The following is a 20309-nucleotide window of genomic DNA, read 5'->3' as shown; positions in this document are numbered from 1 at the left end:
TTATTATTTAATCTTCATCTTCTTCAGAGAGTTCAAGAATTTTTTGAAGATATTCTTGATTTGCTCTACTGGCTTCATCTATAACTTCTTTCAATTCATCTTCTCCACCCCATATGCTTTCTATAAGCTCATATATAGAATAACTGCTGATTTCACTATTTTCCAGTTCTTCTACAAACTTACTTAAAATATCAGTATTATTTAATCCAGCAAAATTATCTCCTTTGTAACCATGATTATTTGAGTTAGTCAGACAGGCAATAACTACAGGAATATTCTCAGGAGTTATGCCGAATTTATCTATATACTCTCCTACAAACCAGCTTGGACTGATAGAGTGTTCAGAATCATTTTGTTCCATAAATTTTTGTACTATGTCACCATTTGAAATATCAGCCAACCCTAGAGCAAATACCGCATATCCACCTACTGGAACTGCTTCTTCACTATCTGCATCGCTGTAATAATCATATGAATCCATTATAGTATCAGCATATTCTTTCATCAATGGGTAAAGTGCTGGATACTTTGCACAGTTATTCCAGAAAATATTTGCTTTTGTCTTTTTTAAATCAGGAATAGGAAGAAATTCCTTAACTTTAGAATTGAATTTTATGCTGTATTCATTAGGAAATCCAGCTTTTATTAAACGAATTATAAATTCAATCATAGCTTTATATGCTTCTTCACACTCTTCTTTTATCTTGAGATCTATAACTTTATCTATATCATTTCCTAAACAAGTTACATATTTATCCTTATATTGTACTATATCAGCTGGAATCTGCCCTGTTCCAAATTTTAATATGTTTTTAGCTTCTTTGTATCCTAGTTCACCAGCCTTTTTCAGATAATCTCGTCCATATTGTCTTTCATATTTATCAGTTCCATGTATCAGCATCATCATAGATAACCAGCAGGCAAGAGCCAATTCCTCTTCATTAGGAGTGTGACTTTCATCTACCTGAGTAAGTATAGCAGCTCCATTGGCAAAACCATAAATGAGATCAGTCATAGTACTGCTGAATCTGGATTTTTTAGCTTGTTCAATAAGAGCAGTAAAAAATTCTATAAGATAGTTTCTGCCAAATTCTTCAAGAAAATACTGTACTGCAGCAGAGCATATAGGAACTAGAGAATTATCTATTTCACTGATATCAGTAGTTTTGTATTCTTTATTTTTGATGAAGTTGTATATAAGTTCTTTACGTTTATTTAGACGTTTTTCATCTTTAGCTGTTATTCTAGTTTGTTCCCATACTTGTCCCTGCATATGTGGAGCATCTGTGGGAAGAGGATCACGAGAAACACTTAATGTCATAGTAATTCCAAAGACAGCATTGTATAATCCCCCATAAGGTTCATTATCTACTTTATTCTGAAGCCATTTTTGTATTGTTGGAACTATTTCATTTTTAAAAATTTCACTTGTCAAGAATTTTAAATCTATATCAATTTGTTCCTTCATTCTATTATAAGATACATGAATTCCATTAAATTCAAAGAAGCATGTAATTTCATTACTTTCCTTTGCATCATATTCAGGCTGTGCTTTGTGATGATACCAAGAAAAATGAATTCCTTTTGACCAGCCAGGCATAAATTTATCCTCTGGCAATCTTTCATCATTTTTTATAGCTTCTCTGATTTCTTTTTCATAAAATTCAAAAATCTCAATCATTTTATCTGTTACTGTTTTTACTTTATTTTCCATTTGATCACTCTCCAATATTTTGTCTGCCCAAAGATGTATATTGTATGGGGATGTCTTAATAACTTGTATCACAATCTGTGATTGCATACAAGAAAGCTGAATATTCAATTACGCACTTAATAGTTGCTGAAAGTCTTTAAAAATTAAGATTAGAGAAAATTTTTCATCTGAAAATATAGAAATACAAAATTACTTCAAAGATTTTTAAAAATTACAGGTAATTTATAATAGTATATCTGGAATTTATATAAAAAATAAGTTGAGTATTTATAAGAAAATTTTTTCTACTATTTTCTAATAATATACTTGCCTTTTAAAATAGAATATTACAAGATTCTGAGCTTCCTCAAAATATTTTTCAAAAATTGAATATACAGTCTAATTATTTTGTACATTTTTTTCTAGATTAAGAACAGGAAATAAAATGAATGTAGCTATTAGTAATGAAGTATCAACAGTTACAGTTGAAAATATATATTAAAGAATAATTAAAATTATTATTGACTCTCCTCTTACAGGATGGTGTAAAATTTTTAAGAGGTGATTTATTTTGTATAAAATAGGCTTGTTTTCACAAATAACAAAAACAACTATAAAAGCATTAAGGTATTATGATGAAGTAGGATTATTAAAACCCTCTATAATTAATAAAGAAAATAATTATAGATACTACACAACGGAGCAATTATATACTCTTCATAAAATATTATGCTTAAAACAAATGGGATTTTCTATATCTGAAATTTCTACAATTTTAAATAATGATAATATCAAACAAATAATAAATAGAAAAAAAATTAACTTGGAAAAAGAAATAGCATGTTTAGTGGATCAACTTACAAGGTTAAACAATTTTTCTAATGAAAATATAAAAGGAGATGGTTTTATGAATTATCAAGCAGCTATAAAAAATACACCTGAATGTATTGTTTATTACAAAAAGTTATCAATAGCAAATTATAATGATTATTTTAAAGTTATTCCACAGATAGGCAAAGAAGTAATAGAAGCAAATCCAGATTTAAAATGTATGATTCCAGAATACTGTTTTATTCAATACTTAGATGATGAATATAAAGAGCAGAATTTTAGTATTGAATATTGTGAAGCTGTAACAAAATTTGGAAAAGAAACAGAATCAATAAAATTTAAAAGGCTCCCAAGTATTTTAGTTGTATCAACATTACATAAAGGAGATTACAATAATTTAAGAGATGCATATAATTACCTTTTTTCATGGATAAATAAGAATAATTATGAATGTGTTGATAAAGTAAGAGAAGTTTACATAGATGGAATATGGAATAAAAAAAGTAAAGAAGAATGGTTAACAGAATTACAGATTCCTGTAAGGAAATTATAAAAGATTAAAATATGATATTAAGAAAGACATAGTAAAATAATCTAAATTAGAATAGTGCCAAGTAGAGAGAGATTTATTATAACTAGATATTTCTTTTTTGCTTATATATATTTGAAGTCCATTGAGATTAAATTCACATAAATAAAAAAATATTTTAACAAAAAAATTGTCACCCATGAGGGAAATTCACCTTGTGGGTGATTTTTTTTATTATGGCAGATGATTTTAATAAAAAGATAACTTTAATATTAAAATAAATCATAGGATTTTTTGAAATTGTGACGAAAATAGCGAATTTTTAAAATAGAAAAATAAAAAAATCATTAAAAAAAGCTTTAAAAATATCAGCAAAATAAAATTGATTAAGAGATATATCATAAATAAATAGAATATATTTTATTCTGTTCTTTATTTTAAAACTTGATTCTGCTATATACAAGAATAGAATGTTATGCTAATATATGAATCGTAACATTTGCAAAAAGTTTAAAAATTAAAAAGATTATAAAAAAGTATTAGTTATAAAAAATTAGTAGATATTAATATAAACTTGAAGGAGTGAAAGATGGATAACAAAAGAAGCACAAAGAATCAGCCGTTTTGCTGGCAGGAGAAAAAAATACTGCGGTTGCTAAGGTGTCAGTATGAGGGAAAGGAACATGACAAACTTAGAAATTTGTATTTAACTCTTACAGAAATCTACAGTGATTTTAATGGGAAAGATATCAAATACTACACTCAAACAATAATTAAATATAGCAGTTTAAGCAAAGATTGGATACCCAAAGGATTAAAAATATTTGAAAACCTAAAAGTGATACAGCTTGTGGAAGAGAGAAACAAGGGGAAATTTAAAGGGAAAAGATTAATATTCACTCCTGAAAATATAGAAGAAATGGAAAAATTTACCAATGAACAAAAAATCAGTGACGAGAATACCATTACTGATAAAACCGTTCCCGAATTTTTAGAGCCATCAGAAGATAGTCTTTATTTAGAAGATAATAAAAGAATAGAAGATATAAATAATACACACACAGGGGAAGATAAAAAAGTTCATGATAAACTAAAACAGGAAGAAGAATTTGAAAAAGATAAATTAAGCGATACTCCTATGGAGATACAGGACATATTAAAAAAATACAGAGATTTAGGACTGCCGAATTTTAAATATCCTCCAGAGAACTATATTATCTTGAGGGGGTATAGAGAGCTAGGAATTGCAAAGCTGTATGAAGCACTGACATTGATGGCTCAATCTGAATTTGTAAAAAACAATATGAGTATAAATGCAATATTTAAAATTGAAAATCTTAAAAAGGCTCTCAATGGAAATTTTAAAGATAAAGCAAATAGAACAAAGAATACTTATGAGAACAAGAAAGAGTTTGAAAGACCAACATATGAGAATACTACAGGGGACTTTATAAAAGACTTGCTCAATGGAGCAAATGGAGGAAAATAAGATGATAAAATGTCAATTTTGTGGGAAAGAGTATATGAAAAATCCATACAAGTATATGGGGTCTCTTCCAGAGATTTTTAAAAAGAATCTGGAATATATACCAGCCTGTAATTGTTTGGAAGAAAATAAAGCAAAGGAACTGGAGGAATTGGAAAGGAAGAGGATGCAGGAATGTATGAAAAACAAGATGAAAAAGTGTAAGTATATTTCTGTGATGGATGAAAAATTCGCAAGAAGCAGATTTGAAAGCGCTGATATGAAAAGTGATTATATGCAGCTGTCAAAAAGATATGCAGAGAGCTTTATTAGCAAGGACAAAAAAGAAGGAATGCTCCTGTATGGAGGAGTAGGAACAGGAAAGACATTTGCAAGTGCTTGTATAGCTAATTACCTCATGGAAAGAGGGAAGACTGTATTGGTAATTAATCTAGGACTGTATTTTAACAAACTGACTATGGAGTGGGGAGAAGCTGAGAAAGTAGTTTTGGAGCAGACAGAGAAATGCGACTTGATGATTATTGATGATTTCGGCAGTGAAAAAGGACTGGATAGAAATCAGACAGGATGGAGGGCTGAAAAGATATATAATCTCATTGATGGGAGATACAGAAGCGAGAAGCCCCTTATAATTTCAACAAATTTGAATTTCAGCGCAGATGAGGGAAAATGCGAGTTAAGCGAGAAATTCTCTACACAAGGGCAGAACAGGATAAGAGACAGAATAATAGATATGTGTTTTCCAGTAGAAGTAACAGGGAAGAGCAGAAGGGGAATGACCCAGAAGAGATTTGCAGAATTTATATCTTAAAAAATTCAAGAGGAAAAATGGGAAGAGAGTATACAAAAGAAAAACAAAGGGATATAAACCTAAAAGGAGAGGTGCAAAATGACTAGAGAAGATTATATGTGTCAAAAATTAGGAAGTCTTTCAAATTTTGATAAACTACTGGTGGAAAAAATGGTGGAGCAACTTGGAGAATGGGCAACAATAGAGGAAGCAGCCAAGTATTTTAAAAGACATAAAAATACTATTTATGACAAAGTGGAAGGAGGAGAAGTTCTCAATAGAAGAATTGGAAATAAAATTTTAATTTATACAAGGAGCTTGATTTTTTTGATGGAATAATTTTGAGAGCTTCACAATTTGTAACAAATTGTAACAATTCGTCACTGTTTAATTGCTGTCATCCAGAGTATCATATACCTATGGAAACAACAAAAAAACATAGGAGGTAACAAAATGGCATCAGAAGAAAATCAAGTAATTTTAACAGTGGTACAAAAGGAAATTGTAAAGGTGGAAAATGCAATTAAGAGAGAAAAGGCTATATTGAAAAATATAGATGACATTACAGCAACACTTGAGCATATAGGAGAATTAGTGGAGGCGGGAACAGCATTCCCAGAAAATTCAGCATATGAATCATACAGTGACTGGCAGGAAAGCGCAGAGAAAGAAATTAAGTCTTACAACACTTCACTGGGAACAATAGACAAGTACAGAAGTTTACTTGCAGCATACAGCTTCTATGTAAAAAATAATACACCAGAAGCATAGTCTAGAAGTATTATAGCTTTTAAACATAAACTGGAAGAAACAAGAAAATAGTTAAACAAGAAAGTGCAGAGAGTAAAATCTCTGTATTTTTTTATATTACAAAAAATTTTACTCAGTAAATAAAAAAAGAATGACAAAAATAAAGAGAGATTTTCTTATAGTTCTTCTTTATGTATAAATGCGAACCTTTTTAAGAAAAAATTCAAACATACAAAATTAACTATAACATTCTTAATTCCTAATAAAAAAATGTATATTCTTAATGAGTATATAATATCTTTCTTAATGAATAATGTCAAGATTTTTTTTGAAAAAAAACAACTGGTATAAAGTAAAGTTCTTTAAAATAAACGTTCTTTTAATATAAAATTACAAAAAGATTTTTGCAAGTGTTCGCATTTATACATAAAGAAGAACACTTTGAAAAACGTGGAATAAAGATGATAATGGAGAGGATGAAAAATGAGGGAGAAAGATTTTTTAAGACTCTATGTAGATTTATATAGAGAAAAAGGTGAAAAAATTTCATCAATGAAAGCAGCAAAAGGAAGAATAGATTCTATATGGGAAACTCTTATAGAATCGCTTTTAAAAGAGAAAAAAGTAATTTTTAAGGGAATTGGAAAGTTTGAATTAAGAGAAACTAATCCAAGAAGAGTTGTTCTTCCATTTAAAAAGAAAGGGGAAAGTAGTTATATACTTGAAAAGAAAATGATACCTTCAAAAAAAATAATAAAATTTGCTGCTGGAGATGATTTAAAAAAGCTGCTTAATGAAAAGGAATGTGAAAGATAATGAATAAAAAAAGTTTTATTAATGAATATAGAAAAAAAACTTCTCACAATGGAGAAATAAAAAATTTAAAAGAAGCTAGAATGGATTTAGAAGTTTTTTTTGAAACTTTAAAAATTGGTCTATTAAAAGATGGAGAAGTAAAATTACAAAAAAAGGGAAAATTTAAAATATTACAAAAAAAGGAGAGGGTAATAAGTAATCCATCGACTAGGGAAAGAATGACAATAACTCCACCTAAAACAGTAAAATTTGTTATAGCTAAAAATATAATAAAGAAAATAAATGAAATGTCTAAATAATTTTAATTAAAGGAGAAAGAAATATGAAGAAATTTATTTTGTCAGTTATACCATGCTGTATTTTTTTTGTAAGTTGCTCAAGTCAAAATATAAATAAAGATGATCCTAGATATATACTAGAGCAGAGAAGAAAAGCCTATATGGAAACATCTAAAGAGAAAGAGGCAAAAACTATGACATATCAAGAAAAAAAAATGAACAACTAATGAATGAAATAAGAGGAAAGATAGATTAATAAGTACACATAAAAGGAGAAAAATAGAAAATGTCAATGAAAATATTTAAGAGAATTATTTGTGTTTTTATACTTGAGATAATAATGGTGGGATGTGATTCAACTAAGGATACTTCAGTGAAAAAGAAGAAAAAAATAACTTTAACAGATAAAGAAAACAACTGGATAAAGATGAAATAGCGAAAATACTAGTGTATAAAGCATTAGTGATAGAAGCTGATAATGCGCAATATACACCAGAAGAAATAGAGAGTATAAAAAGGCTCAGGAAAATCTAAAGGTTAATTACTTTGTAGAGAGAGAACTGAAATCAAAACTGCTGTAACAGATAAAGAAGTACAAGATTATTATGAGAAAAAAATAAAGAAAGATATAACAGCAAGACATTAGAAGAGACACTTCCACTTTTGTATCAGAATTTAGCAAATGAAAAATTTACAAAAGCTCAAGTAGATTACTATAATTCTGTGATTGAAAAATATAAACTCAATGATATTTTAAAAGCAGAAGGAACATAAAAGATGAAAAAGTAAATAAAGAAGAAGTAAAAAGATGAAAAAGCAAAAGATGAAAAATAATGAAAGAAGAAGTAAAAGAAGAAAAATAAAAAAGTGAAAAAGTAGAAGAAGAAAATAAAAGTAATTAGCAAATGGAGGAAATGTCTATGAAAAAAAAGTGTTAGCTTTTTATTACTTTTTTAATATTGATAGGATGTTCAAATCAAAACAGCAGACCAAGTGCAGAAAATATGGATCAAAATAGGCAGAGATTACTAAACCTGGCAATGGAAAAGAATAAATTAAAAGAACAAGAGAAGTTAAGAGAACAAGAAAAATAAAAGAGCAGGAAAGACTAAAAGCTCAAGAAAGAGCAAGGGAAGAAGAAAAGTTAAAGGAACAAGAAAAATAAGAGCACAAGAGAAGCTAAAAGAGCAGGAGAAATTAAGGAACAAGAAAGAATAAAAGAAGAAAAAGATTGAGAGAAGAAGGAAGCTGAAAGAGGAAGCAAGAGACTTAAAAAAATGACAAAAGAAGAACTGTTTGAAGAGTTGAATAAAATGAATAAAGAACTTGAAATAAGAATATAGGGGAAGAGAGAAGAAAAGAAATAATAGAGAAATTAAATTTACTAGAAGAACTTAATAAAAATAAACTTTGAGGGATTTATGAAAAACTATTAGTACTAGGAACAATTGTATTATCAGCATCAATGATGGGAGCAGAAGTGGATAATCTTGAAGCGTTTTCAAAGGTTTGGAACAGGAATACAATCTATTGATACAAAAAGAGCAGGAAAAATTTAATACAGAGAAAAAGATAGCAGAAGCAGCACAATCAACTTTGGCTAAACAAAGAGAAATATACAATCAATTATCAGAAAAAGTAGCAAAATTAAATCAAATGAAAGATGTGAAATTCTATAAAGAGCAATATGGAGAGCTTGCATCAAAATATCAAGCAGCTTTAAAAGATTTAGAAGCGCAAATGAAAGAGCAGGAAAATATAATTAATAGAGATTTAGACAATTAGAAGCATTAAAAACAAATAAAAGTAAATAAAAAAAAATATTTTAAATCAAAGGAGAAAGAATTATGCAAATTAAAAAAAAGTATATTATTGGGATTAGGCGCAATATTAATATCAGCAAATCTAGCAGCAGCAGATATGACATTAGACAGTAAATTCTCACAACTTGAGGCAGAACTGAAGATGCTGGAGCAGAAGGAAAATGAGAGATTCAAGCAGGAAGAAATGATAGCAAAAACAGCACAGGAGAATTTGAATTTATTAACGACATTAAAAGGGAAGAGTAATGAAAGAACTCAAATGCTTATGAATATGGAAGGAAAAAGTATTTACAATGAAGAAGTAAAAAAATATTAAAGCAATACCAAGTATTTGTAAGCGATATAGATAAACAGGTAAAAATAGAAGAGAGAAAAAAGTATTCAATTTAACCAATTAAAAGTTTAAGATAAACATTAAGTATTGAAAAGGTATTGTGCTCTTATTTCATTAATGCCTTTATTTATTTTTATAAAAGCTTTATAAAAACTAATCAATAATAAAGAAACAGAGGGAGGATTTATGAAAAAAATAATTGCAGGCATTTTTCTTTGTCTATATTAGAACAAGTCTTTATGCGCAGGAAATAAGTGCAAAAGAAGGAATGAAAGTTTTGGAAGAGATAAGAAGAGAGATAAAGGCAGAGGAAAGGGCAAAACAGAAAGCTATTGAAGATGCAAAGAAGGCAGAGGAAGAAGCTGAGAAAGCAAGAATTGCTGCTGCAAAGGAAGAAGAGAGAAAAGGGAAAAAAATAATTGAAGATATAAGAAGAAATCAGAATGAAACACTTGAGGAAAAAGTATTTAGAAGTGAGAATACACCTGAAGCAAGAATGGCAGCAGCAAAAGAAGCACTAAAAATAGGAAAAGACAGAATGGCATTTTTAAGGGAAGAGGAAGAAGAAATCATGAAATTAGAAGAAGCAATAGGAATAAATCCAAATGAAAAAAGAGAATTTTTAAGTCAGAAATATGATGAAGTATATGATGAATTTGAGTCTAATAACAGTGGGATTGAACTTCTATTACATGAAAATGAGAAGCTTAATGAATACTTGAGTAGATTAGATAAGATGGAACAAAAAATAAGAATAGGAAACTAAGGGGGAAAGATATATGAGAAAAGGCGATATTGAAAAATCTCTAAAAAGATTTCTAAAAAGAAAAGTGAGTTATTCTCTTGCTCTTTTGATAGCTTTCATGATAACAGGAGGAATATCATTAGGAGCAGAAATAACAGCAGAGGAGATACAGGAAAGTAAGGGAGATCTTTTAAGCAGAATACAAACAGAGCGGGAAGAAATAAAGAGAAAAATAGCAGAAAATGAGAGATTAATAAAAGAATATAATTCAAACTTTGTGGAACTTGTAAGAAAGGGAGATTTTTACTCTAAGCCTTTATTCAACAGCACACAAGTTTTTTTCAGCTATCAGCATTTAGATAGTGGAAAAATGAAAGATGTAACAGAAAAAGAATTTAAAGAAACTTTAGTTGCTAACAGTAGTATTTCTAAGGTAGATTTAAAAAAATATAATGGGGTTATTGTTAATAATGAAAAACACGTTATTTCAATTGATGTAGGGGCAAATATAAAACCAATTCAAATAAAACTTCCATCAATCAAACCAGAAGTTGGAGTTAATCCACCAAAAGTTTCTGTAAACTTAGGTGAAATACCAAGTGCTCCCCAAATAAATATGCCTGAATTGGATATCGACACTCCTACTGTTCCAACAATAATACCACTTGATCAAATAGAGACGTCAATAGTAGGAACAGTAGGAACAGTAGGAACAGTAGCTATCCCTACTATTTCATCTATACCAACTGTTATTGCAAAGGATATTAATATAGGAAACCCTACACTACCAGGAGGATTTACTCTAAATCAGATAGCAGAAACGGAGCTTCCAATAATTGCCCCTATAGATCGAATTGCTTTTGATTCTCCAGGAGGAAACCAACTATCTTCACAACCAGAATGGCAGTTCAGTGATGACAAAGCTTATTTTTGGAATACCCTGAAGTCTTGGAATACTGAGGGTAACAAAATATTTGCTAACAATGCTTTAATTTCACAACCGATAATGGAATCTGGAGAATTAGATATAGTAATGAATGATTATACAGAGATTGATTTTGGAGCTTATGCTGGATACGAAGCTACAATAAATAATTACAAAGCTACTTTCGCAGATGGTGTGGTTGACCAAGGAAATAATTCTGGATATGTGGGTAAAAGAGAAATAGAAGAAGTACAACTAACTCAAACAGTTGCAAATAATACAGGCTCTGAAATAATAAGAGTTGGAGGAACTACATATTCTAGTTTAGGAAAGGATACAAAAATTATAATTGACGCTACTAGTCGAGATAGATATTCAAAGTTTAATTTGAGGCAGAGAACAATTATAAATTTTTTACCATATGGAACAGCTACCGAAATAGATGATATATCTACTAAAACTGAAGAAGAGAAAAATCTAGCAAATGAGTTATTTGAAAAATATAGACCTTCTAGCATAACTTCGACTAAATCTCAAATTCTAGCACTTTCTGGAGCAATAGAAGTAAACGGAACTGGAATAAATATAGTTGGTTTACAACTTGCTAGAAAAGGAGATAATATAGATACTGGTACTATAATTTTGAATGATGGAACTATCAAAGTGAATGGTAAGTTAAATTCAGTATTTGCCTTGCCTCAAGCGAGCTCGGGTTTGAGTGGAACAAAAGAGAAAATGGAAATTATATCAAATACAGGAACAATAGAAATAGATGGTGAAGAAAATACAGTTATTCTTATTAGTAGAGCTGCAACGAATATACCTATTGTAAGTAATTTTCATAATAATGGGGTAATAAAAATAAGTGGAAGAGAAAATGTTGGTTATCAGGCTGGGGCAGAAATGAAAAATGGATATATAGATTTAGAAAAACCGATAACAATAGTAGATGGACAGAGAAATGTAGGTGTTATAATAAATATGCCACCAGAAATGAACGTTAATGAAAATTCAAAAATAAAGGTAGAGATAGAAGATGGAATAAACAATACTGGGTTATATTTTTCAACGCATAACACTTTAGGAGGAAACAAACAAAAAATTGCAGAAGCTAAAATTAATATAAAAGGTGGGGAAAACAATCTAGGAATTTGGTTAGCTGCTAGAGCAGCAAATAAAGAATATAATTTAAATGGAGTAGAAATAAATATAACAGATGGAACTAAAAATTTTGGAGTTCTGACTAGGGAATATAGTGAAGTTTCTAGTCCCACTCTTTCAGGAAAGATTGAATTAAACCCAGATGGAAACGGGATAAATATATCTGGTGGAACTGGAAATATAGGATTAGGAGTTGTATCATATGGGGAAGTTGCATATAATGGAACTATATCAATTACAGGTGGAGATAAAGGATATGGAGTTTATACACGTCAAGGAAGAGGGACTACTATAGATAAAATAGAAATTACAGGTGGAACTGGAAATATCGCTGCTTATTCAGAAAAGAATCCAGCAAGTGGCAATGCGAATGATCCAATTATTAATAGCCAAAAATTAACCGTGGATAAAATAGAAATTACAGAAGCTGGAGCAATGGATTCATTTGCTGCTATAGGAGATAAAGATGCAAAAATAGTGATAGGTAAATTAAATGCAACTATTAAAAATAGTGGAAACGCAAATACTGGGGCTATTTATTCTAATGCTAAAGCAGAAGTGACGGTAACTGGTGAAGCAAATATTAATGTAACTGGTAAAGTAAAGTCAGGGCAAAATATTAGTGGATTTGGTCTTCTAGCTAAGGCTGGTGGAAAAATAAATATAGTTGGAGATGATAAAAATATTAAAGTTGAAGATGGAGCTTCTGCTATAGCATCTTTTGGAATAGGCTCTAATATTGATGCAAAAGGTGCTACAATAGAGTATAAAGGTAATGGATATGCAATTTTTTCAGATGGAGTAGGGACCATAGATATAAGTGGTTCTACTTTAATATTAGATGGAAAAGCTGTAGCCTACAAGATAGATAGAAATCAAGCAACTTCTCCAATAACCCTAAATAATGGTACAAAAATTAGAGTTAATTCTGATGATGTTATAGTATTTAATATTCAAAATTTAAAACCTACTGATAATTTAAGTACAGATTTTTTGAAAGGTAGTATAGAGATAATAGTAGGGGGAACAATTGGCATTATTGATGAACTTAATTCGAAAGCTTCTAATTTTAAATTAGCAGCAGTTGATGGTGGAAAAATCGCAATAGGAAATCTTGACAAAGGTGGAACAACTTCAGATACAAATGCTATAACAAACGGAGCATATTACTATGACAAATTTTTAGGGCAAAGACTTGTTGCAACAGCAACAGGAAGCACAATTTCTGCAGTTCTTAATAATATGCAGGCTTCAAAATATAATGATCAGGTAGCTGGTTTAGAGATGAATTCAAGTAAATTAGCCACTACTAATGCTGAAGCAGGGATACATTTAATAAATTCAACTATTGTTGCTGACAGAACTGAGTCAGGAGCAGGAGCGATAGGAACTTTTATAAACTATGGACAAGTAACAATAGATGGGACAAGTTCAATAAAAGTTGAAAAAGAGACAACAAACGCTGCAAATGCTGGAGCAGTAGGAGTTTACGCAGTAAATGGAAGTAAAGTTACAAATGATGGAACTATTGAAGTAGGTGGAGTTGCTTCAATAGGTATTTTAGGAAGGGCATATAAAGAAGATAACAGTGGAGTAGTGGGAGCAGAATATGGACCTGGGGCTGCTGGGCAAGGAAGTGTAGATATTATCAATACTGCTAAAATAACTCTTGATGGTAATGGAAGTATTGGTATCTATGCAGATAACAATAATAGCACTGCCTCATCTACACTAACAAAAATAACTAATACAACTACTGGAAAAATAGAGGTAGGAAATTCTACGGATAAAGAAACTGCAATAGGAATATATGGAAAAAAAGCTACAATTTCAAATCAAGGAAAGATAGCTGTTGGAAGTGATGGAGTAGGTATATATGCAGTAGAAGCTAGTACTGTAACAGATATAGGAACTTTAACACTTGCCACTGACGGAATAGGAGTAATGCTTGATGAAACTTCAAAAATTACTGCTTCTTCAATTACATTAGATGCAACTGTAACATCAACTGGTCAGATAGGAATTTATTATAATGGAGATTCAACTTCAACTTCAACTATTTCAATAGCAATAGATATTTCGGATTTGGAAGAGGGTACAGCAATTTATGCAAAAAATAAGGATATTACTTCATCTGGAACTCTTACAATAGGAAAAAAAGGTATTGGAATTGTAGCTGACGGAAAAAATGGAACAAACGATGGAACTATTACTCTACATCAAACTAATGGGGTTAATGCCATTGGAATGTACACTAAAAACTCTGAAATTGTTAATAGTATTTCAAAAAATATCAATTTAGAAGGAAATTCTCAAATAGGTATGTATGCAGAAGGTAGTATATCTAAAGTCCAAATTCTGGAAATATTAATTTAAATGGAACTGGATCGATAGGAATTTATTTGAAAAATAGTGCAACAACTAAGATAGATACTTCTAATAAAATAAATTTATCTGGAAGCAAGAACATAGGTATCTATGTTGATAATTCAGCAGATTTAACATTTGAAAATTCATTAGATTTTACAAATAGTAATATAAATGAAAATATCTATTTGTATGCAAAAAATACTAATATAGATATAGCTGTTAAAAAAACTTTAACTGTTGATGGAGGAGGAATTCCAGTATCACCAGATGAAAATAAAAAAACAATTGGAGTATTTATTACAGATAATAGTACAATTAAAGGAGATATATCAGTAAAAGGTGGAGCGATTGGGATATACGCTAATGGAAGTGCTCCCTTAGATATATCTTTAACGGCTGAAGGAACAGGAACAACTGGAGCATTTCTTGATGGAGCATCAACTATATCAGGAATTGTAACTGCAAAAGGAGACGCAACTGCAGGCGCTATAGGAGTATATGGAAGCAGTGGAAAAGTAACTATTGGAACTACTGGAATAATTCTTAAAATGGATAATGGAATAGGAACAGGAATGTATCTAACAGGTGGAGCATATGCAGATGGAGGATTAATTACTGTAAATAACTCAGGAGCAGATAACAACATAGGAGTTTTCTATAGTAAAGGAGCAGTTACGGCAGGTGTAACAAACAGCTCTGAAATCTCCCTTAAAGGAAATAAGAGTATAGGAATATATGCAGCTGATGGAATAGCTCTTACAAATAATGCTAAGATAATATCAAGTGTCGGAACAAATAAGAATATAGCTTCATATGTAGGAGAAGGGTCAACTCTAACTTCAGCTGGCAACATAGCTATGTCAGGAATAGATGATATAGGAATATTTGTTGGAGATGGAACAGGAATAAATATAGGAACTGTTGATATAAGTGGTGCAACTCCTGCAACAGGGTCAGTAACAGGAATGGTGGCTCAAGCTGATGCAGGAGCTACAGCTTCAATTGAAAATAAAGCTATAATAGAAGCAGGAGCTAATCTTGGGATGTATATAGAAGGAACAGGAACAAGTTCTGGAAAGAATACAGGAGATATAGATGTAACAACAGGAACAGGAGTTTATCTAGAAGGAGCAAATGCAAGTTTTGATGGAACAGCTGGAACTATAACTACAAGAGGGACATCAACAACAGAAACAAATGGAGTAGGAATCTACCTAAAAGATACAGTAACAGGTGCTGTTGCTGATACTGGTACTTTAAATATAGCCTTAGGTGGAGTTGGTGTGTATGGAAATAGCTCTATAATAGATTTTACTGTTGACACTTCTACTTCTACTGGTGCAACAAGTGTTGTTGCTAAAGGTGGTAGGGTTTCTGGAGTGATAAAAGCAGGAACAGGAGCTATTGGATTATATCTTGTTGATGATACTACAACTATTAGTGGACTAACTATTACAACTGGACAAAAAACATCAACATCAACATCAACAGGAGTTTATCTTAAAGCCGCAGGAAACTATACATTATCTAATGTAAATATAGACGCACAAGATGGTATTGGAATATGTTTAGATAATAGCATTACTAGTGGTTCAGGAGCAAAGACTCTTACTTACAACGGTACTATAACAACAACAAATGGTCAAGGAATATATGTGAATACTGGGAACACACTAACTACTGGAATGACAACATTCAATGTGAATGGAACTACTGGTATAGGAGTATACATAGCTAGTGGAGCAACTGCTTATATTGGACAAACTACAACTACAACATTTAACTTAAATGATGGAACTGCAATACACAATGCTGGAGGGACTCTTAATCTAGGAGCTAATGTGGCAATTACTGGTTCTGGTTCTCTTGTAGGAACAACAGATGGAGATATCATATCTGAAGCAAACTTTACTGTTGGAGCTAGAGCAACTGGACTTTTAGGAAAATATAGTAATGCTACCACAGTAGATAAATATATAAGAAATAGAGGAACAATAACAGTTCAATCAGATGGAATAGGTATTGCAGCTATAAAAGCTAGCACATCGCCAACTGGAAATATAACAATAACTAACGATACTAATGGAAAGCTTTATGTATCTGGTAAAAATGGAGATGACTCTTCAATAGGAATGTATACAGATATTGCCAAAGTAGAAAACAAAGGATATATAGAGGTTGGAACAGATGGAGTAGGAATATTTATAGAGGATAGTGGAAAGGATATTACATCTACTACTATAGATATGACAGGAGCAAACGGAGTAGCAGTTTATGCTGAGAAAAATGTGGGAGATGTAATATTAGATGGAATAACATCAACATCTTCAAAGAACATAGGAGTAATTCTTAATAATATATCACTAGGAAATATATCACTAGGAAATATATCATTGGGTAATGAAAGTGTAGGAGTGATGGTAGGTGATGGACAAGCTCAAATTGCACCAACAGGAACTAACATAAGTGTAGGAGATTCAAGTGCTGATAAAAGTGCAATAGGAGTAATGGCGAAGAAATCAAATATGGATTTTGTTAATATGGGGAATATAATTGCAGGAGTAAAAGGGATAGGTGTCTATGCTTATGATAATGCAATTGTATCAAATATTGACTTGAATAAGATAACTGTTGGAGCTGGTGGTACAGCGCTATACAGTGTAGGCTCTACACTCACAAATGTGTCAGGATCAATAGGAGCAAATAATAAAATAGGAATATCCATTAAAGGTGGAAGCATTACAGGAAATATAACAGATGCAACTGTTTCTAATGGTGGAACAGGTCTTTACCTAGATAGTACTAATATCGGTGGATTAGGTATAGGAAATATTAATGTTCAAGCAGGTAGAGATAAAGATAATCAATCGCTTGGAGTGTATTATAAAGACATAGCATCATCAGTTAATCTATATGGAATAATTCAAACAGGTGCATATACAATAGGAAGTCTACTAAAGAATACTTCTGGAACAACAGGGGCTCTTAATTTAACAAATACCTCTAACAGTGTTGGAATTATTATAGAGTCTTCAGCAAATAATAGTTTGACAATAGGGAATATAACAGTAAGTGGTGCAAAAAATATTGGAGTTCACTCAAAAGGTGGAGTTGTAACAACTGGGCTATTAAATGTTTCAAATTCTAGCTATAGTGAAGATAAATCTCTATCTTCGATAGGAGTTTATGCAGAAAATGGAGGAATATCTACTAGTGGTATCAACATAGATGATAATAGTATTGGAATTTATTCAGAAGAGGCAAGAAGAGATGTTTTTGTTAATGGAAATATATCTGTAGGAAATAATGGACTTGGAATTTATGCTTCTAAAAAAACAGGAAATGCTAAAATAGATGTAATTAATGGAACTCATACTGTTGGAGACAATAGCGCTATTGGAATTTTTGGAGAGAACATAGATATTAATATATCAGGTGGATTTACTATTGGAATAAACACAAGTTTTGGAATTGTTTCAAAAGGAGATGGAGATATAGCTTCTAATGGAGATATAGCAATAGGAAATTCTTCTATAGGAATCTATAAAATAGGTGGTTCTGGAGATATAACAGTTGGAGCAGGAACATTTACAGTAGATAAAAAAGGATACGGAATATATGCGACAGAAACATCAGGAACAATAACAAATAATGCTAATATAAGTTTAGAAGAATCAGCGATTGGTATCTATTCAAACGGAACAAATACAATTCACAATTCAGGAGTTATAACTGTTGGTAAAACAAGTTTTGGACCAGATGGTAATCCAGGAACAACAGGTGACAACATAAATTCGGTTGGAATATTTATGAGTGGAGGAACTACAGTTTCTAACACTGGAATAATAAATGTAAATGAAACTCTTTCAGTGGGAGTTTATAGTGCTGAAAAAGGAAATTTATTTATAAATCAAGCATCTGGAATAATAAATGTTGATAATGGTGGAATAGGGGTTATAGTTAAAGGTGGTGCAATAGCAGAAAATAATGGAACTATTAATTTAGGTGGAACTATTAATACTGCAGGAGAGAGTATAGGAATGGCTGGATACTCAGGCTCAACAATAGTAAATAATACCTCAGGAGTTATCAATGTAACAGAGGGTATAGGAATGTACGTTGCTACAGGAGCTATGCTAGAAAATAAAGGTACAATAAGTATATTAAATGGAACTGGAATTTTTGGAGATGGACAAATAGTAAACCATGGTAACATCTATATACTTCCTGGTGGAACTGGTGATTTGATATCTGATGGAACTGTTATATCAACTGGAAGTATTCAAATAGATAAAAATGGAAATGTTACAATAAATGATAAGCTTCACGCTCTTGGTGGAACAATAACTGTTGATGGAACTCTGGATCTAAATGGAGTATTTGTAGATATAACAGGAAAACCAGTATTTGAAGCAGACAGTGTAACAGGAGAAGTAAATATACTTCCTAATTTTGCACTAACTGGAAATGGATATACATATAAAATAGAAGGGTTTTTAAACACAGTTGATGGAGCTCTTTCTGGAGGAAAAGTATCTCCAAATCTCTCACCATTATGGGTAGCAGATATAGATAGAGATGGAGATTTAATAATAGTTAAAAGACCATATGCTGATATTACTATTGGAAATCAGTTTGATAATTTGGATAAAGGATTAGATAATATATTAATGGGAAATGGAAATTCGGAGGATAAAGATATTTTAAAAGGTCTTAACCATTATTTATCAGGATTATCAGAAGAGGATTATAAAAAAGAAGCAGGGAAAATGCTAGGGGAAACAAGAGGAGATATCTATTCAACTATCCAAGGAAGAATGCAGGATATCAACAGAGCATTTGATAACTCTTTCTATGAGCTTGAATCATCATACAATCTAACTAAAGACAGCAGTAAGTATAGTGTAATCTATGCTGATGGAAACTACAAAGATTCTACATTAGGAATAGATGAATATGATTACAAGGTAATGGGACTTCTATATATGAAAGAGAAAGAAGGAACAGAGTATGGAAGCAAATATGGATATACAATAGGATTTGCAGGATCAAAGTTTGACTTTGACGATGGTGGATCAAAAGAGGATGTATATTCATTGAGAGCAGGAGTACATAGAGTTAAAAATCTAAGTGAGGAACATAAAGTATCATGGCTGTCAAGAATAGAACTAGGATACAACAGACATATAGCTAAGAGAAAGCTTAACCTTCATGAAACATTTGAAAATAAGGGAGAGTACAATACTTATTCTGTAGCACTTGATAACAGACTTACAAAAGTAATCTATACAGATTTATCAAGGGAATTGGATATATATGCAGATTTAGATTTAGAGTATGGAAAAGTAGATGGTTTTACAGAAAGCGCAGGAAGCAATGGCGGACTTGAAGTACAGATTAAAGATGATGACTACTTAAGCGCACAACTGGGAGCAGGAGTGAAAGCATCCCAAAGAATCTATGCAGGAAATGATATATCAGTAAAAGTAACAGCAGATGTAAAATATGCATATGAACTTGGAGATAACTATGATGGAAACAAAGCAAGACTTAAAAATGGAGGAGAAGGATATTACAGCTTGATTACTCCAGATGAAAGAGAAGGAAAACTGATAGGAAAAGTAGGACTGACAGTGGAGAAAGCCAACTATATGGGAGTAACATTTGAAGTAGAGGCAGCAGATGAAGGAAACAGAGAAGATTCATCAGTAAAATATGGAGTAAGATTCAATTACAAATTCTAGTAATTAAAATAGTATGAGATCATTGAAAAATGGT

The 20309-nt window shown here is 31.0% G+C and carries 16 protein-coding genes; 15 read left to right on the top strand and 1 reads right to left on the bottom strand.

Going from position 1 to position 20309, the window contains the following annotated elements:
* Window positions 1-7: 7 nt before the first annotated feature.
* Window positions 8-1714: a DUF6138 family protein gene (locus E0E45_RS09960; RefSeq protein ID WP_130891020.1), complete on the bottom strand. Its 1707-nt coding sequence runs from the start codon at window positions 1712-1714 to the stop codon at window positions 8-10.
* Window positions 1715-2264: 550 nt separating this feature from the next.
* On the opposite strand from E0E45_RS09960, the gene E0E45_RS09955 reads away from it, so the two are divergent.
* The 15 genes from E0E45_RS09955 to E0E45_RS09885 all read left to right on the top strand — a co-directional run bounded on the left by E0E45_RS09955 (window position 2265) and on the right by E0E45_RS09885 (window position 20275).
* Window positions 2265-3077, top strand: coding sequence for a MerR family transcriptional regulator (locus tag E0E45_RS09955; RefSeq protein WP_130891019.1), 813 nt, complete (start codon window positions 2265-2267; stop codon window positions 3075-3077).
* A gap of 565 nt (window positions 3078-3642) precedes the next feature.
* A complete protein-coding gene (locus E0E45_RS09950; protein ID WP_130891018.1) occupies window positions 3643-4542 on the top strand; it encodes a hypothetical protein in 900 nt (299 codons plus the stop codon).
* A 1-nt stretch (window position 4543) separates the two neighbouring features.
* Complete coding sequence (locus tag E0E45_RS09945) at window positions 4544-5350, top strand: ATP-binding protein (RefSeq protein WP_130891017.1); 807 nt, start codon at window positions 4544-4546, stop codon at window positions 5348-5350.
* A gap of 78 nt (window positions 5351-5428) precedes the next feature.
* On the top strand, window positions 5429-5668 hold the full coding sequence (locus E0E45_RS09940) for a helix-turn-helix domain-containing protein (RefSeq protein ID WP_130891016.1): 240 nt from the start codon (window positions 5429-5431) through the stop codon (window positions 5666-5668).
* Window positions 5669-5782: 114 nt separating this feature from the next.
* Window positions 5783-6100 carry a hypothetical protein gene (locus E0E45_RS09935; protein ID WP_130890437.1) on the top strand — a complete coding sequence of 106 codons (318 nt, stop codon included), beginning with the start codon at window positions 5783-5785 and terminating at the stop codon, window positions 6098-6100.
* Window positions 6101-6562: 462 nt separating this feature from the next.
* Complete coding sequence (locus E0E45_RS09930) at window positions 6563-6895, top strand: HU family DNA-binding protein (RefSeq protein ID WP_130891015.1); 333 nt, start codon at window positions 6563-6565, stop codon at window positions 6893-6895.
* Window positions 6895-7194, top strand: a complete 300-nt coding sequence (locus E0E45_RS09925) for an HU family DNA-binding protein (RefSeq protein WP_130891014.1) — start codon at window positions 6895-6897, stop codon at window positions 7192-7194. The genes E0E45_RS09930 and E0E45_RS09925 overlap by 1 nt, the downstream gene beginning before the upstream one ends.
* A gap of 23 nt (window positions 7195-7217) precedes the next feature.
* The gene (locus tag E0E45_RS09920) at window positions 7218-7400 is read left to right on the top strand and encodes a hypothetical protein (RefSeq protein WP_130891013.1); all 183 of its coding nucleotides are present in this window, start codon (window positions 7218-7220) and stop codon (window positions 7398-7400) included.
* 59 nt (window positions 7401-7459) lie between these two features.
* Window positions 7460-7609, top strand: coding sequence for a hypothetical protein (locus tag E0E45_RS17870; protein ID WP_232044097.1), 150 nt, complete (start codon window positions 7460-7462; stop codon window positions 7607-7609).
* Between the two features lie 523 nt (window positions 7610-8132).
* Window positions 8133-8267, top strand: coding sequence for a hypothetical protein (locus tag E0E45_RS18045; protein WP_269472037.1), 135 nt, complete (start codon window positions 8133-8135; stop codon window positions 8265-8267).
* A gap of 436 nt (window positions 8268-8703) precedes the next feature.
* Entirely contained in the window at window positions 8704-8958 is a 255-nt protein-coding gene (locus E0E45_RS09905) for an adhesion protein FadA (RefSeq protein WP_232044096.1), read from the top strand.
* Between the two features lie 87 nt (window positions 8959-9045).
* Window positions 9046-9312 (top strand): adhesion protein FadA, encoded by a 267-nt coding sequence (locus E0E45_RS09900; protein ID WP_232044095.1) that lies wholly within the window; start codon window positions 9046-9048, stop codon window positions 9310-9312.
* A 217-nt stretch (window positions 9313-9529) separates the two neighbouring features.
* Entirely contained in the window at window positions 9530-10096 is a 567-nt protein-coding gene (locus tag E0E45_RS09895; RefSeq protein ID WP_130891012.1) for a hypothetical protein, read from the top strand.
* 13 nt (window positions 10097-10109) lie between these two features.
* Window positions 10110-14537 (top strand): autotransporter-associated N-terminal domain-containing protein, encoded by a 4428-nt coding sequence (locus E0E45_RS09890; RefSeq protein ID WP_130891011.1) that lies wholly within the window; start codon window positions 10110-10112, stop codon window positions 14535-14537.
* 26 nt (window positions 14538-14563) lie between these two features.
* Window positions 14564-20275, top strand: a complete 5712-nt coding sequence (locus tag E0E45_RS09885; protein ID WP_130891010.1) for an autotransporter outer membrane beta-barrel domain-containing protein — start codon at window positions 14564-14566, stop codon at window positions 20273-20275.
* Window positions 20276-20309 lie beyond the last annotated feature (34 nt).

The sequence above is a fragment of the Fusobacterium ulcerans ATCC 49185 genome (genome assembly GCF_900683735.1).
GTDB lineage: Bacteria > Fusobacteriota > Fusobacteriia > Fusobacteriales > Fusobacteriaceae > Fusobacterium_A > Fusobacterium_A ulcerans_A.
This window is presented reverse-complemented; position numbering and strand designations above follow the sequence as displayed.